Origin of the sequence: Microbispora catharanthi, from assembly GCF_006334915.2 — a bacterium.
GTDB classification, from domain to species: Bacteria; Actinomycetota; Actinomycetes; order Streptosporangiales; family Streptosporangiaceae; genus Microbispora; species Microbispora catharanthi.
The window spans coordinates 159,099-173,918 of the sequence record NZ_VDMA02000001.1; the positions used below are offsets into that span (position 1 = coordinate 159,099).

Annotated in this window: 13 protein-coding genes and 1 riboswitch; of the genes, 9 read left to right on the top strand and 4 right to left on the bottom strand. The window is 71.8% G+C overall.

Features of this window, described 5'->3' with window-relative positions:
* Window positions 1-49 precede the first annotated feature (49 nt).
* From FH610_RS00680 to FH610_RS00710, 7 genes are all read left to right on the top strand, one after another.
* The gene (locus FH610_RS00680; protein WP_139572171.1) at window positions 50-916 is read left to right on the top strand and encodes an alpha/beta fold hydrolase; all 867 of its coding nucleotides are present in this window, start codon (window positions 50-52) and stop codon (window positions 914-916) included.
* Window positions 913-2,586, top strand: coding sequence for an FAD-binding protein (locus FH610_RS00685; protein ID WP_240808674.1), 1,674 nt, complete (start codon window positions 913-915; stop codon window positions 2,584-2,586). Before FH610_RS00680 ends, FH610_RS00685 begins: the two co-directional genes overlap by 4 nt.
* Window positions 2,583-3,650, top strand: a complete 1,068-nt coding sequence (locus FH610_RS00690) for a ferredoxin--NADP reductase (protein ID WP_276607608.1) — start codon at window positions 2,583-2,585, stop codon at window positions 3,648-3,650. Before FH610_RS00685 ends, FH610_RS00690 begins: the two co-directional genes overlap by 4 nt.
* Window positions 3,651-3,755: 105 nt before the next feature.
* On the top strand, window positions 3,756-4,559 hold the full coding sequence (locus FH610_RS00695; protein ID WP_139572173.1) for a 2-keto-4-pentenoate hydratase: 804 nt from the start codon (window positions 3,756-3,758) through the stop codon (window positions 4,557-4,559).
* Window positions 4,560-4,589: 30 nt separating this feature from the next.
* Window positions 4,590-5,483 carry an acetaldehyde dehydrogenase (acetylating) gene (locus FH610_RS00700; RefSeq protein WP_139572174.1) on the top strand — a complete coding sequence of 298 codons (894 nt, stop codon included), beginning with the start codon at window positions 4,590-4,592 and terminating at the stop codon, window positions 5,481-5,483.
* A gap of 11 nt (window positions 5,484-5,494) precedes the next feature.
* Window positions 5,495-6,517, top strand: a complete 1,023-nt coding sequence (dmpG, locus tag FH610_RS00705; RefSeq protein WP_139572175.1) for a 4-hydroxy-2-oxovalerate aldolase — start codon at window positions 5,495-5,497, stop codon at window positions 6,515-6,517.
* An 8-nt stretch (window positions 6,518-6,525) separates the two neighbouring features.
* Entirely contained in the window at window positions 6,526-7,710 is a 1,185-nt protein-coding gene (locus tag FH610_RS00710) for an acyl-CoA dehydrogenase family protein (RefSeq protein ID WP_139572176.1), read from the top strand.
* A gap of 45 nt (window positions 7,711-7,755) precedes the next feature.
* Here FH610_RS00710 and FH610_RS00715 read toward each other — a convergent pair whose 3' ends face one another.
* Window positions 7,756-9,216, bottom strand: a complete 1,461-nt coding sequence (locus FH610_RS00715; RefSeq protein ID WP_139572177.1) for an oxygenase MpaB family protein — start codon at window positions 9,214-9,216, stop codon at window positions 7,756-7,758.
* Window positions 9,213-9,938, bottom strand: a complete 726-nt coding sequence (gene uppS, locus FH610_RS00720) for a polyprenyl diphosphate synthase (protein WP_276607609.1) — start codon at window positions 9,936-9,938, stop codon at window positions 9,213-9,215. The genes FH610_RS00715 and uppS overlap by 4 nt, the downstream gene beginning before the upstream one ends.
* Before the next feature lie 356 nt (window positions 9,939-10,294).
* A riboswitch (cyclic di-AMP (ydaO/yuaA leader) is annotated at window positions 10,295-10,442 on the top strand.
* Between the two features lie 12 nt (window positions 10,443-10,454).
* On the opposite strand from uppS, the gene FH610_RS00725 reads away from it, so the two are divergent.
* Window positions 10,455-11,177 (top strand): glycoside hydrolase family 25 protein, encoded by a 723-nt coding sequence (locus tag FH610_RS00725; RefSeq protein ID WP_139572179.1) that lies wholly within the window; start codon window positions 10,455-10,457, stop codon window positions 11,175-11,177.
* Between the two features lie 60 nt (window positions 11,178-11,237).
* Here FH610_RS00725 and secD read toward each other — a convergent pair whose 3' ends face one another.
* On the bottom strand, window positions 11,238-13,484 hold the full coding sequence (secD, locus tag FH610_RS00730) for a protein translocase subunit SecD (RefSeq protein WP_139572180.1): 2,247 nt from the start codon (window positions 13,482-13,484) through the stop codon (window positions 11,238-11,240).
* Window positions 13,485-13,517: 33 nt separating this feature from the next.
* Window positions 13,518-13,991 (bottom strand): hypothetical protein, encoded by a 474-nt coding sequence (locus FH610_RS00735; protein WP_139572181.1) that lies wholly within the window; start codon window positions 13,989-13,991, stop codon window positions 13,518-13,520.
* Between the two features lie 238 nt (window positions 13,992-14,229).
* Between FH610_RS00735 and FH610_RS00740 the strand changes: the two genes are divergently transcribed.
* Complete coding sequence (locus FH610_RS00740; RefSeq protein WP_139572182.1) at window positions 14,230-14,601, top strand: hypothetical protein; 372 nt, start codon at window positions 14,230-14,232, stop codon at window positions 14,599-14,601.
* Window positions 14,602-14,820: the final 219 nt, after the last annotated feature.

Consider the following 14,820-nt stretch of genomic DNA (forward strand, 5'->3'; position numbering starts at 1 on the left):
GTCCAGTTAGCGTCGCGGAATCCGACACTCCTGCGATTCGGGACGGACGATGACGGAGCTGACCTACGAGTCGACCCTGCGGGAACTCGCGACCGATCAGGGCGTGCTGCGCTACCACGAGGCCGGACAGGGCCCGCCGCTGCTGCTTCTGCACGGCTCGGGCCCCGGGGTCACCGGCTGGCGCAACTATCGCGGCAACCTGGCGACGTTCGCCGAGCACTTCCGCTGCCTGGTGCTGGAATTCCCCGGATTCGGGGTCAGCGACCCGACCGGCCAGCATCCGATGGCGGCCGCGAACGGCGCGGTGATCCGCTTCCTCGACGGGCTCGGGCTCCAGCAGGTCGACGTGATCGGGAACTCGATGGGCGGGATCGTGGGCACGCAGGTGGCGCTCGCCCACCCCGACCGGATCCGCCGCCTCGTGACCATCGGCGGCATGGGCCGCAACATCTTCAGCCCCTCGCCGGGCGAGGGCATCAAGCTCCTGATGGAGTTCACCGAGGAGCCCACCCGCGAGCGGCTCATCCAGTGGCTGCACTCCATGGTGTACGACCCGGCCCTCGTCACCGAGGAGCTGATCGAGGAGCGCTGGGCGCCGGCCACCGAGCCGGAGACGCTCGCCGCCGCACGGCGGATGTACGGCAAGGCCGCCTTCGCCGCCGGTCAGAAGGCCGCCGCGAAGTCGGACGCCCCGCCCTACTGGGCCATGCTCCACAAGCTGAAGGCCAGGACGCTGATCACCTGGGGCCGCGACGACCGGGTCAGCCCCGTCGACATGGCGCTCCTGCCGATGCGGACGATCCCGGACGTCGAGGTCCACGTGTTCCCCAACTGCGGCCACTGGGTGATGATCGAGCAGAAAGCCGCATGGGAGAGCGTCGTGCTGGCCTTCCTCACCAGGAAGGACGAGCGGTGACCACCTGGGATGAGGAGTTCGACCTCGTCATCGTCGGCAGCGGCGGCGGAGGCATGGCCGCCGCGCTGACCGCGCACGACAGCGGGCTGTCGTGCGTCGTGGTCGAGAAGGGTGCCAAGTTCGGCGGCAGCACCGGCATCTCCGGCGGCGGGATCTGGATCCCCAACAACCCGACCCTGCGGGCCAGGGGGCACGACGACAGCCGCGAGTCGATCCGCCGCTACCTCGACCTGCTGACCGGTGGCCGCGTCCCGGCCGCCCGGCTCGACGCGTACGTCGACAACGGCCCGGCGGCGATGGAACTGCTCGAGAAGAGCAGGTGGATGCGGTTCTTCTGGGTGAAGGGCTACGCCGACTACCACCCGGAGTACGAGGGCGGCCGGCCACTCGGCCGGTCGATCGAGGCCCTGCCGTTCGACACCCGCAAGCTCGGCGAGGACGAGAAGTATCAGCGGCCGAACAACATGAAGGGCCCGCTCGGCCTGTGGATCACCGCGAAGGACTATCACGACCTGGCCATGGTCAAGCGCACCTGGCGCGGCCGCCGGGCCTCGGTCGTCGCGGCCTGGCGGGTGTCGTCGAACGTGATCCGCCGCCGTCACATGGCCACCGGCGGGCGCGCCCTGGTCGCGCGGCTGCGGATGGCGCTCAAGGACGCGGGCGTCCCACTCTGGCTGAAGACGCCGATGACCGATCTCGTCACCGGCGACAACGGTGTGGTCACCGGCATCGTGGCCCAGCGCGAGGGCAGGACGATCCGCGTCCGCGGCCGGTACGGCGTGCTGCTGGCGACCGGCGGCTTCGACCACAACGCGCAGTTGCGTGAGAGGTATCTGCCGGAGGGCGCCAAGCCCGACTTCGGCATGGGCGCCAGGGAGAACACCGGCGACGGCATCCTGGCCGGTGAGCGCGTCGGCGCCGCCCTCGACCTGATGGACGACGCCTGGTGGATGCCGGCCGTGCGGCATCCGGCGGGGGCGACGATCCCGCTGGTGTCCGAGCGGTGCATCCCGCCTTCGGTCGTCGTGGCGGGGGACGGGCGGCGGTTCACCAACGAGTCGGCGCCGTACGTGAACTTCGTGCACGAGCAACTGGCCGGAGGACACGTCCCGGCCTGGTTCGTGATGGACGCCAAGGCGCGGGCGCGTTATCCGTTCGCGCAGATCCTTCCGGGCATGCCGATTCCCCAGGAGTTCTACGACCAGGGCATCGCGTTCCGGGCCGGCACGATCGCCGAACTGGCGGAGCAGATCGGCGTCCCGGCGGACGCGCTGGCCGAGACCGTCGAGCGGTTCAACGGCTTCGCCCGCACGGGCAAGGACCTGGACTTCGGCCGCGGCGACAGCGCCTACGACCGCTACTACGGCGACCCCACGCTGAAGAACCCCAACATCGACGTGATCGACAAGGCGCCCTACTACGCGTTCCGCCTCGAGGTCGGCGACCTCGGCACCAAGGGTGGCCTGGTGTGCGACGAGCACAGCCGGGTGCTGCGGCCCGACGGCGCGCCCATCGAGGGTCTGTACGCCACGGGCAACACCTCGGCGTCGGTGATGGGCAACGAGTACGCCGGCCCGGGGGCCACGATCGGCCCGTCCATCGTCTTCGGCTACATCGCCGCGCGGCAGGCGGCCCTGCGGGCGCGTACGACGAGCACGGCCAGGACGTGACCGCGGTGGCAGAGGCGACCGCGGCCGAGACGACGCAGCCGGGACCGCTCAGGGTGCGGGTGGTGGAGGTGATCCGCGAGACCGCCGACGCCCACTCGCTCGTGCTGGAACCCGCCGGGGGAGACGCGGCCAGGCTCGCCTACAAACCCGGCCAGTTCCTGACGATCCGGGTGCCCACCACGCGGCCCGAGGGCGCGGCGCGCTGCTACTCGCTCAGCAGTTCACCGGTGTGCGACGACAAGCTCAAGGTGACGGTGAAGCGCACCCGGGGCGGCTACGGGTCCAACTGGATCTGCGACAACGTCGCGGAGGGCGACGTGCTGGAGGTGCTGCGGCCCTCGGGGCTGTTCACTCCCGCCTCGCTCGACGAGGACCTGCTGCTGCTCGCGGGCGGCAGCGGCGTCACGCCGGTGATGTCGATACTCAAGTCGTGCATGCGCGGCGGGACCGGCGCGGTCGTGCTCGTCTACGCCAACCGGGACGAGAGCTCGGTGATCTTCCGGGACGAGCTGGTCGCGCTGGCCGCCGAGCACGGCGACCGGCTGACGGTGATCCACTGGCTGGAGTCGGTGCAGGGCCTGCCGACCGCGGCGGGCCTGGCGGGCCTGACCCGGCCGTACGCCGGCTGGGAGGCGTTCGTCTGCGGCCCCGGGCCGTTCATGGACCTGGCCGTCGACGTCCTGACCCGGCACGGGACGCCGCCGGAGCGCGTCCACGTCGAGAAGTTCGAGTCGCTGACCATCGACCCGTTCGCGGAGACCGAGGTGGTGCTCGACTCGGCGGGCCCTGCCAGCACGGTCGAGGTCGAACTCGACGGTGAGACACGGACCCTGGCCTGGCCGCGAGGCAACAGGCTGCTCGACGTGCTGCTGCAGGCCGGCCTGGACGCGCCGTACTCCTGCCGCGAGGGCTCGTGCAGCGCGTGCGCCTGCGTGCTGCTGGAGGGCGAGGTCGAGCTGGAGCACAACACGGTGCTCGACAGGCAGGACCTCGCCGACGGCCTGATCCTGGCCTGCCAGGCGATCCCGCTGAGCGACCGGCTCAAGGTCACCTACGACGGCTGACCTCGCGCCCTGCCGCCCCGCTCCCACTCAGCGGGAGACGGGCGGGCGGCGCGGCGGCCGTGACGCGACCCTTTGACCATCAGTAGGACGCGAGGGAGGACCCCGATGCTGGACGAGGCGCTGCGAGCGGACGCGGCCGGGCGGCTGCGGGCGGCCGAGCGGGACCGGGCGCCGATCGAGCCGCTGACCGACACCTACCCGGACATCGACGCGGTGGACGCCTACGAGATCCAGCTCGCGAACATCCGCAGGCGTCTGGCGGCCGGGGCCCGCGTGTACGGGCACAAGGTGGGCCTGTCCTCCCCGGTGATGCAGCGGATGATGGGCGTGGACGAGCCCGACTACGGCCACCTGCTCGACGACATGGTGCTGTCGCAGGACGAGCCGATCGAGGCGGGGCGATACTGCTACCCCCGGGTCGAGGTCGAGATCGGCTACGTCCTCGGGGCGGGCCTGCCCGGCGCGGGCTGCACCGAGGAGGACGTGCTCGCCGCGACCGAGTACGTCGTGCCGAGCATCGAGCTGATCGACAGCCGCATCACGGACTGGCGGATCCGGCTGGCCGACACGATCGCCGACAACGCGTCCTCGGCCGGGGTGATCCTCGGCGCCGCCCGGGTGAGCCCGGGAGGCCTCGATCTCGCCGACATCGAGGCCGTGCTCTACTGCGGTGACGGCCCCTTCGACGACAGCACCGAGATCACCCGGGGCAACACGAGCGCGGTGCTCGGGAACCCCACCACCGCCGTGGCCTGGCTGGCCAGGAAGGTCGCCTCGTTCGGGGTCAAGCTCGAGGCCGGGCACGTCGTCCTCCCCGGGTCCTGCACCAGGGCCGTGGACGTGCGCCCCGGCGACGTCTTCCGCGCCGAGTTCGCCGGGCTCGGCTCCGTGTCCGCTCGCTTCGAATAAGACCGCTCGCTCCCGAATAAGAGGACTTCCATGGGTAAGGCGACCGCCGCGATCGTCGGCTCGGGCAACATCGGGACCGACCTGATGTACAAGCTGCTGCGCTCGGCGCACATCGAGCCGCGCTGGATGATCGGCGTGGACCCCGACAGCCCCGGGCTGAAGAGGGCCGCCGACCAGGGGCTGATCACCTCGGCCGAGGGCGTGGACTGGCTCCTGGCGCAGGACGAGCGGCCCGACATCGTCTTCGAGGCGACCTCGGCGTACGTGCACAGGGAGAACGCGCCGAAATATCGCGAGCTGGGCATTCAGGCGGTCGACCTGACCCCGGCCGCGGTCGGGCCCGCCGTGGTGCCCGCGGTCAACCTCGGCGCCCACCTCGACGCCCCGAACGTCAGCCTGATCACCTGCGGCGGCCAGGCGACGATCCCGATCGTGCACGCCGTCTCGCGGGTCGCCGAGGTCGCGTACGCGGAGATCGTGGCCAGCGTGGCCTCTCCGTCGGCCGGTCCCGGCACCCGCGCCAACATCGACGAGTTCACCAAGACGACCGCGCGCGGCATCGAGACGATCGGCGGCGCCGCGAAGGGCAAGGCCATCATCATCCTCAACCCGGCCGAGCCGCCGATGCTCATGCAGGACACGATCTTCTGCTCGATCCCCGTCGACGCCGACCGGGACGCCGTCGCGGCCTCGATCAAGGAGGTCGCCGCCGAGGTCGCGACGTACGTGCCCGGATACCGGCTGCGGACCGAGCCCCAATTCGACGACCCGACGGCGGTCAGCGGCGGGCTCGCCCGCGTCGCGGTGTTCGTCGAGGTCGAGGGCGCGGGCGACTTCCTGCCGCCCTACTCCGGCAACCTCGACATCATGACGGCCGCCGCCACCAAGGTCGGCGAGGGCTTCGCGCAGCGCATCCACGCATAAGGAGATCGACCATGCCCTACAGCGCCGACCTCGACATCAGGGTCACCGACTCGTGTCTGCGGGACGGCTCGCACGCCAAGCAGCACCAGTTCACCGTCGAGCACGTACGGTCGATCGTGGCCGCGCTGGACGACGCGGGCGTGCCGGTCATCGAGGTGACGCACGGCGACGGGCTCGGCGGCTCGTCGTTCAACTACGGATTCAGCCACACCCCCGAGCAGGAGCTGATCAAGGCGGCGGTGGCCACGGCCAGGCGCGCGAAGATCGCGTTCCTGATGCTGCCCGGTGTCGGCGTCAAGGACGACATCCGCGAGGCCGCCGACAACGGCGCGAGCATCTGCAGGATCGCCACCCACTGCACCGAGGCCGACGTCTCGATCCAGCACTTCGGGCTGGCCAGGGAGCTCGGCCTGGAGACGGTCGGGTTCCTGATGATGTCGCACAGCCGGCCGCCGGAGGTCCTGGCCGAACAGGCCCGGATCATGGCCGACGCCGGCTGCCAGTGCGTGTACGTCGTCGACTCGGCCGGGGCGCTGATCATGGAGCAGACGAGCGACAGGATCGCGGCGCTCGTCGCCGAGCTGGGGGACGACGCCCAGGTCGGCTTCCACGGCCACGAGAACCTCGGGCTCGGGGTGGCCAACTCGATCCTCGCCGTGCGGGCCGGGGCGAAGCAGATCGACGGCTCGGTGCGGCGGTTCGGCGCCGGAGCCGGCAACACGCCGCTGGAGGCCTTCGCCGCCGTCACCGACAAGCTCGGCATCCGCACCGGCATCGACACCCTCAAGATCATCGACGCCGCGGAGGACGTGGTCCGTCCGATCATGGACGGCGAGTGCCTGCTCGACCGGCTGACCCTGACGATGGGCTACGCGGGCGTCTACTCCAGCTTCCTCAAGCACGCCGACCGTCAGGCGCGGAAGTACGGCGTGTCCGGCGCCGAGATCCTCATGGAGGCAGGACGCCGCAAGCTCATCGGCGGACAGGAAGACCAGCTCATCGAAATCGCAGTCGCCCTCGCGGCGAAGAAGTGAGAAAAGCCATGGCCAACCCGGTACTCGAAGCGATCACACAGCGGGCCGACGAGATCAGCGCGCTCGGCCCCTCCAACGAGGCGCTGGGCCGGCTGGACGACCAGGCGGCCAAGGTGCTGCGGGAGGCGGGCGTCATCCGGATGCTCCAGCCGAAGATCCACGGCGGCTTCGAGTTCCACCCGCGTGACTACGCCGAGACGATCATGAAGATCGCCGGTCTCGACGGATCGACCGGCTGGGTGGCGGGCGTCGTGGGCGTGCACCCCTGGGAGATGGCGTTCGCCGACCCCCGCGTCCAGCAGGAGATCTGGGGCGAGAACCAGGACACCTGGATCGCCTCGCCGTACGCGCCGATGGGCATCGCCCGGCCGGTCGACGGAGGCTACGTCTTCAACGGCCGCTGGCAGTTCTCCTCGGGCACCGACCACTGCGACTGGATCTTCCTCGGCGGCATGCTCGGCGACGCCGAGGGCAAGATGGCCCAGCCGCCGGCCTCGCTGCACCTCATCCTGCCCAGGTCCGACTACGAGATCGTCGAGGACTCCTGGAACGTCGTGGGCCTGCGCGGCACCGGCAGCAAGGACATCATCGTCAAGGACGCGTTCGTCCCCGACTACCGGGTCATCCCGTACAACAAGGTCGTGGACGGCAGCCAGGCCAAGGAGGCCGGGCTGACCAACCCGCTCTACCACCTGCCGTTCTCCGCGGCGTTCCCGCTCGGCATCACCGCCTCGGTCATCGGGATCGCCGAGGGCGCGCTCGCGCACCACATGGCTTACCAGAAGGGCCGCGTGCAGATCACCGGCACCAGGATCAAGGACGACCCGTACGTCCTGTACGCGATCAGCGAGGCGGCGGCCGAGATCGCGGCGGCGCGGGCGGCCCTGCTCGACAACGCCTCGCGGATGTACGACATCGTGGCCTCCGGCCGCGAGGTGACCTTCGACGAGCGGGCCGTGGGCCGCCGCACCCAGGTCCAGGCGGCCTGGCGCGCGGTGCGCGCGATGGACGAGATCGTGGCGCGGTCGGGCGGCAACGCGATGCGGGTGGACAACCCGATCCAGCGCTTCTGGCGGGACGCCCACGTCGGGCTGGCCCACGCGATCCACGTGCCCGGCTCGGTCTTCCACGTCTCCGCGCTGACGCAGCTCGGCATCGAGCCGCCGCACGGGCCGATGCGCTCGATGATCTGACGTCGGTCGCGCTTCGCGCCGGCGGGCGCGCCGGAGGCGATGCCGTCAGGACTGGGCGAACATCTGGTCGTAGACGCCGGAGTGCCGGCGGCCCGCCATGAAGCCCAGGAACCGGCGGACGAACTCGCCCCGGGTCAGTCGCTCGCCGGCGTCGCCGCCCGGATCGTGGTCGAACGCCGTGCGGAACAGCGCCCGGTGCTCCGCCGCGTCGATGACCTGGTCGTCGTCGGTGTCGGTGACGTCGAACAGGACCTCGGCGATCCTGATGAGGGCGGAGCCGGCCATGGCGGCGGTGGCCGCGGCGTACTCGTGGCCGGTGATGCGTCCGTCGCCGTCGGTGTCCAGCTCTTTCTGCAGCTCGCGCCACCAGTCGGCGAAGGCGGCGAACAGCCGATCCTCGTCATGGGTGTCCAGGTCGAGGCGGGTGGCGATCTCCCGGGCCATCGCGGCGAGGTCGGGCCAGTCGAGGTGGCCGTCGCCGGTCTGGTCCAGGACCTCGGAGAAGAACCGCGAGGCGGAGCGCACCGTCGAGTCGCCGGCGGTCGCCGTCTCCGGATCGGGCGTGAGGAGGCGCAGGAGCGCCCCCGCTTTCGACACACCACGGCGCAGCCCTTCCAGCACGGGCGGCCCGGCCGGCGCGTCGCCGTTCCGCTGCGGGGCGTACGCCGGGTCGAGCATGGTCATGACCGTGTCGAGCCGCGTCCACGCCTCCGGCAGCAGGCGCGTCGCGAGCCTGGTGGACAGATAGGCGGCGTGCATCAGCGTGCGCGTGCCCGGCAACTCGGCGAGCCCCAGTCGCGCGCGGAGCGACTCGGGCAGCGACGCCACGACGATCGCGGTGGCCGCGGGACCGGCGAGCGCCCTGCCCGCCGCCCACACGGCCGGCTGGTCGCGGAGCAGCGGGGGAGCGGGCACCTGCGCGAACAGGCGGTCGAGGATGACGTGGACCGCTTCGGTGTTCTCCAGCCGCTCCTCGACGACGGACGCGTAGTAGCGCCAGAACTCCCGGAGGGTGGGCGGAAGCTTGCCGCCGTAGGGGTCCATCAGGGCGAGGAACGACTGGAACTCGGCGTACAGCCGGTCCATGGCGGGGCCGTCGAGGGACTCGCCGCTCAACCGGCACATCGTGACCGCGGACTCGAACAGCGTCGCCACCACCCAGGCGCGCGCCTCGGAATCCGCGGCGTTGAACGGGCGGCCCTCGGCGTCGGTGCCGGTGATGCGCGCGTGCAGGCGGTTGAGCCGGGCCGCCTCTCGCTGTCGCACGCGTATGTCGGGGTCGACCATCCGCTGTGCGCTGAGCACGGTGTTGCGCAGCCGACGCCACGGGTGCGCGACGAAGGTCGAGTTGGTGATCAGCGCGGCGCCGATCTGCGGGTGCGCGGCCTCCAGGACGATGGCCCGGGTCGCCACCAGCCCCCAGCGCGTCTGGCGGGTCAACCGGTAGAGCATCGATCCCGGGCCGAGCGGATCGGCGTCGGTTCCGGCGGTTGTGGCGTCGCTCATCGACATCCCTTTCCTGTCGGGGCCGGTGCCTGTACGGCGCCGAACCGGCGGTCGCGCCGTCGGTAGACCTCCAGGCATTCCCAGAAGTGCCCGGCCCGGAAGTCCGGCCACAGCACCCGGGGGAAGACCCATTCGGCGTACGCCACCTGCCAGAGCATGAAGTTGGAGATCCGCTGTTCTCCGGAGGTGCGGATGACGAGGTCCACCTCCGGCATGTCGGGGTGGGGCAGACGGCGGGCGAAACTCTCCTCGGTGACCTGCTCGGCCGGCACCCCGTCGCGGATCAGCGACCGGGCGGCCTCGACGATGTCGCGGCGGCCGCCGTGGTCGAAGGCCACCGTCAACGTCATCCGGCGGTTGTCGCGGGTCAGCGCCATCAGGTCGGCGATGTCCCGGGCCAGCGCGGGCGGGATCCGCGGGTCGGTGACCCCGAGGAACCGGCAGCGGATCCCGCGTGTGTGCAGGGACAGGGCGTGTTTGCGGATGGCGCGCCGCACCAGTCGCAGCAGGACGTCGACCTCGGCGGCCGGGCGCCGCCAGTTCTCAGTGGAGAAGGCGTACAGGCTCAACCACTCGACACCGGCCGTGTGAGCCGCCTCGATGACATCGATCACCGCGGCCTCGGCCGCCCGATGCCCCTCGGTGCGGGGCAGCGCCCGCTGTGCGGCCCACCGGCCGTTCCCGTCCATGACGCACGCCACGTGACGAGGGATGCCTCTCACCCCGCCGCGAGAGCTACTGCGCGGGCGGCGAGGACGCGGCGGAAGACTCCCATGCAAACCCTTTCCGAGACCGTCGCGGGGGTCTCCGCACCCCCTCGGCGACGACCCTTTCACAATGCGTAAGAGAGTGACTACTTACCGTTGGTAATCACAGCCCTTACTTCGTGGGGGATCCGGTCGCGCGCCGCCGTTCCGGCGGCAGGGCGGCCCGAGGCGGTATCGGCCCAGGTAAAGACACGTTTTGTCCTGTTTACACCATTCTGGTGGTGTGTGTACCTTTAGGGCACACGGCATGGGTAACGGCCAGACTTCCACCGCCATATCCCTTGCCGTGTCGTTGCCCGGACCGCGCGGTGATCGCGCGGCCGCCGAATCCACGTCATGTGGAGCCGGGGACCCACTCTCTCTTCGGGGTGAATCGGCGCGCAGGCCCCCAGATGCGCCCGTAGGGCACTTCCTGCCCGAACCCGTCAGCTAACCCGGTAGGCGGCATGGAAGCAAGGAGTCAACCCCGTCATGTCCACCCATCGGCTCTCCCTCGGGAGCCGGCCCTCCCGCCGGCGCCTGCGTTCCGCCCTCGCGGCGGCGACCCTCGCGGTCTCGGCCGCCACCGCCACCGTCACGGCGGCCGTCGTCCTGCCCGCCCCGGCCTACGCGAACCCGCACACGTACGGCCAGGACGTCTCCGGCTACGAGGCCGACCACGACTGGATGAACAGCCGCGCGCAGTTCGGCTTCATCAAGGCCACCGAGGGGACCTCCTGGGTCGATTCGTCCTTCCCCCGCCACTGGCGGGAACTGGCCAAGAAGGGCATCGTCCGCGGCGTCTACCACTTCGGCCATCCCTCCAACGACCCCATCGCCGAGGCCGACCACTTCCTCGAGGTGGTGAACTCGCAGCCGAGCAAGCCCGGCGACATCCTGGTCCTCGACCTGGAGGCCACCGACGGCGAGTCCGTCGAGCAGGTCAACAAGTGGGCCAAGACCTGGCTGGAGTACGTGACGGCCAAGACCGGCACCAGGCCGATGTTCTACAGCGGCTGGAACTTCGCCGAGAAGTACGGCCACGGCCTCGGCCAGTACCCCCTGTGGGTGGCCCACTACAGCAAGGCCCCGGGCGACATCACGGCGCCCGCCGACTGGAAGTCCTGGGCGATCCACCAGTACACCGACTCGCCCATCGACCAGAACGTCTCCGCGCTGACGCCCGCCCAGTTGCGCGCGCTCGGACGGCCGTAACACGCACGGGCCCAGGGGTGGGACGTCCCGCCCCTGGGCCCATGCCGGCCGACCAGCAGGTCAGACCACCGCGCCGGAGCCGTCGCGCCGCGCGGGCCTGGCACGCGGGGCGGCGGGGACCGGGGGCGGCTGGGAGTTGCGCCTCTCCAGCGCGATCGCCGCCGGCCCGGCCACGAACGACGACGACAGCGTTCCCACGATGATGCCGATCAGCAGGGCGACGGCGAAGTCGCGCAGCGAGTCGCCGCCGAACACCGCCAGCGCCGCCAGGATGAACAGCGCACCGAGCCCGGTGTTGACCGTGCGCGGCACGGTCTGCAGGATCGCGGTGTTCACCACCCGGCCGAACGGCTCCCCGCGCCGCACCGGCCACAGCTCGCGCACCCGGTCGAAGAGCACGACCTTGTCGTTGACCGAATAGCCGATGATCGTGAGCATCGCGGCCAGGAACACTCCGTCGATCGGCTTGCCCATCCAGGCGAACGCTCCGACGACGACGGCCGCGTCCACGAACAGCGCCGCCACCGCCGCCGTGCCGAACGTCCACCGGAACCGGAACGCCAGGTAGACGAGCTGCGCGGCGAGCGCGACGCCGAGCGCGATGAGTGCGTTGCGGCGCAGCTCCTCGCCGAGGCTCGGCCCGATGAGCTCGTCACGCTGCTTGGCCACCTCGCCCACGTGCCGGTCGAGCGCCTCCTCCATACGGACCACGTCGTCGGCGCTGATCTGCCCGGTGCGCACCGAGATCGCGTCGTCCGACCGCTGCACGACGGCCGAGGGGAACCCTGCGTCCGCCACCGCCTGCCTCGCCGTGGCGACGTCGACCGGCCTGCTCGTGCCGAACTCCACGATCCGGCCGCCGGTGAACTCGACGCCGTAGTCGAGCCCGCGGATGACCAGCCCGGCGCCCGCCAGCACGAGCAGCCCGGCCGCGACGGCGAGCCACAGCCGCCTGCCGCGCATCAGGTCCGGGTCGCGCCGGGCCAGCCAGGTCCTGACCCGGCCGATCGAGCCGATGCCGGAAGCCCGGGGGCCGATCCTGTCGATCAGGGCGGCGGTGAGCACCCGGGTGATCAGCATCGCCGAGACCAGCGAGGCGAGCACGCCGATCGCCAGTGTCACGCCGAAGCCCTTCACCGGCCCGGAGGCGAGCCAGAACAGCAGCCCCGCGGCGAGCAGGGTGGTGATGTTGGAGTCGGCGATCGCGCTCCAGGCGTTCTTGAATCCCCGGTCGAGGGCCGCCTTGAGGCCCCGGCGGGGCGCCTCGCCGTACTCCTCCCTGGCCCGTTCGAAGACCAGCACGTTGGCGTCCACCGCCATGCCGATCGCCAGGACGAACCCGGCCAGGCCGGGCAGCGTGAGCGTTGCTCCCATGGCCACGAGCCCGGCGTACGAGATCAGGCCGTAGCAGGCGAGCGCGAGCGCGGCCAGCACGCCCACCAGCCGGTAGACGACGCCGATGAACACCGCGGTCAGGATCACCCCGACGAGGCCGGCCTTGGCGCTCGCCGCGATGGCGTCGGCGCCGAGGGTCGGGCCGACCGTCCGCTGCTCGACCAGATCCAGCGGCACCGGAAGCGAGCCGCCCTTGATCAGCACCGCGAGGTTCTGCGCCTCCTGCGGGGTGAACGACCCGGTGATCTGCGTGGTGCCGCCGGGGATCCCCGCGTCGCAGGCCACCGAGTCGGCCACCTGCGGCGAGGAGATGATCTCGTTGTCGAGGACGATGGCGACGCGGCGCTTGTGGTCGCCGACCGGCGCGCAGGCCGCCTGCCCGGTCAGCTCCCGCCAGGGGCCGGGCTCCTTGAAGTCGATCGTGACGAACCAGCCGGGCCCCATCTGGGGGTCGCTGCGCGCGGCGGCGTCGGTGACTGCGGCCCCGCTGAGGGCGACCGGGCCGAGCTTCAGCTTCTGGCCGCTCTCGTCGGCGACCGCGTCCTTGTCGCCGTCCTCGGCGGGACCGAGCACCGGATGGAAGTTGAGCTGCGCGGTCTTGCCGATGACCGCGGCGGCCTCGCGCGGGTCGAGCACGCCGGGCAGTTCGACGATGATCCGCCTCTGGCCGGAGCGGACCAGGGTGGGATCGACGACTCCGAGGGCGTCCGCCCTGCGCCGGAGCACGTCGAGGGCACGGTCGGTGGCGTCGGCGTCCGCCTTGACCGTGGGGGAGTCCTTCGTCTCGAAGACGAGCTGGGTGCCGCCGCGCAGGTCGAGGCCGAGGCGCGGGGCCATGGTGAGGGCGAGCAGAAGTGAGGTCGCGATGACGGCGAGCGCCGCCACCGCACGCCACAGGGGCGCACGGGACATGAAGCCTCCACAGGCGTACGAGCGGGAAAGGTCTCAGTACGCGGTGGAGGGAGGAGCGCGGGCCGTGGCGGCCCGGCGCGGGCACTGGGCGGGCGGGCCGTCGTGGTGCGGCCCGGCCCGGGTGACCCGGGTGCCGCCGCGCGGCACCGCCGGGTTGGGCAGCACGACCGGCCCGCCGGACACGCCGGGGCCGCTCGCGCCCGCCTGGACCCGGGGCGGGTCGCCCGGGGCCGGCCGCGTCGCGTGCGTGGGAGGGCAGATCCGCGTGTCCGTGAGCCTGGCGCCGTCACGCGCGGGAGACCAGGCGCGGGCCGCCTGCCGTACGCCGCCCGCCTCCGCCGCCGGGCGGCCCGCGGCGAGGTGAGGGCCGGCGTCGACATGGGCGCTGTGGAGGCCGGCGGCGCGATACGGCGTCCCCAGCGCGGACGCGGACGCCGGCGCGCCGCCGGAGGTCAGGAAGATCGCGTGCAGCAGGAGCAGCACCGCGGCGGTCAGGCTGCGTCGCACGTCATCCCTCCCTCCCACGAACCCGGGTCTTCCGGCCACCGTAGCGAGTTCCGCGCGCGGGCGCCGCATGCCGTAGCCGGCGAAAGGGGGAACGGAAAACGCACCCGGGCGGACGGGAACGCCTCCGGGATGCGGGTACGCACAACGAATGGCGGAAATCGGGCAGGGGCCGATAGGGAGAAACGGGCAACGGGAAACGCGGATGACCGTTTCGCGAAGGTGGGTTATGGTCGGTCTCATGGCGACCTCACGACGTGGCACGTGCGGGTCCACCGCCTTCACGTTGGTGGTGGGCCTGCTGATGCTCGCCCTCGCGCTGGTCGCCTCCACGCCCGCCTGGTATGGCGGCGATCCCGCCCAGCGCACGCCGCAGGCCGCCGCCGAGGTGTGGACGCCGGGGGCGTGGACGCCGCAGTCGGCGACCCTTCCCATGGGCGCCGCCGGTCCCGAGCATCTGCCGTTCCCGTCCCGGCCGCGCAACGCGGCGGCCGCGCCGGCGGCCCCCGTCTCCGCACCGGTGCACGCCCGGCACCACGAGGACATCGTCCTCAGCCCGCAACAGACCGGGCATCGCACCGCCGGCTCGCGCAGCCCACCACAGGCCCGGTGACCCGAGCTCGCTTGGAGCGCGCCGGAACCGCGGCACCGTCCCGGTCCTCTTCGTCGCGCGCCTGACCCGTCCCCGGCCACGCCGGCCCGGCGCGTCAGGCGACCGGTGACGTGACCGGTGACGTGACCGGTGACGCGGTGCCCGCTTTCGCGCACCCGCACCCTGCCGTCCCGCCCCAGCCGCCCGGCCGGGCGGTCGTCGCGTGCCCCGGCTTCGCGG

What these genes read in the sequence shown, in the direction of transcription:
- FH610_RS00680 (WP_139572171.1), top strand. Translation starts at nt 50, where the DNA reads ATGACGGAGCTGACCTACGAGTCGACCCTGCGGGAACTCGCGACCGAT.
- FH610_RS00725 (WP_139572179.1), top strand. Translation starts at nt 10,455, where the DNA reads ATGTCCACCCATCGGCTCTCCCTCGGGAGCCGGCCCTCCCGCCGGCGC.
- FH610_RS00740 (WP_139572182.1), top strand. Translation starts at nt 14,230, where the DNA reads ATGGCGACCTCACGACGTGGCACGTGCGGGTCCACCGCCTTCACGTTG.
- FH610_RS00700 (WP_139572174.1), top strand. Translation starts at nt 4,590, where the DNA reads ATGGGTAAGGCGACCGCCGCGATCGTCGGCTCGGGCAACATCGGGACC.
- FH610_RS00715 (WP_139572177.1), bottom strand. Translation starts at nt 9,216, where the DNA reads ATGAGCGACGCCACAACCGCCGGAACCGACGCCGATCCGCTCGGCCCG.
- FH610_RS00710 (WP_139572176.1), top strand. Translation starts at nt 6,526, where the DNA reads ATGGCCAACCCGGTACTCGAAGCGATCACACAGCGGGCCGACGAGATC.
- secD (WP_139572180.1), bottom strand. Translation starts at nt 13,484, where the DNA reads ATGTCCCGTGCGCCCCTGTGGCGTGCGGTGGCGGCGCTCGCCGTCATC.
- dmpG (WP_139572175.1), top strand. Translation starts at nt 5,495, where the DNA reads ATGCCCTACAGCGCCGACCTCGACATCAGGGTCACCGACTCGTGTCTG.
- FH610_RS00695 (WP_139572173.1), top strand. Translation starts at nt 3,756, where the DNA reads ATGCTGGACGAGGCGCTGCGAGCGGACGCGGCCGGGCGGCTGCGGGCG.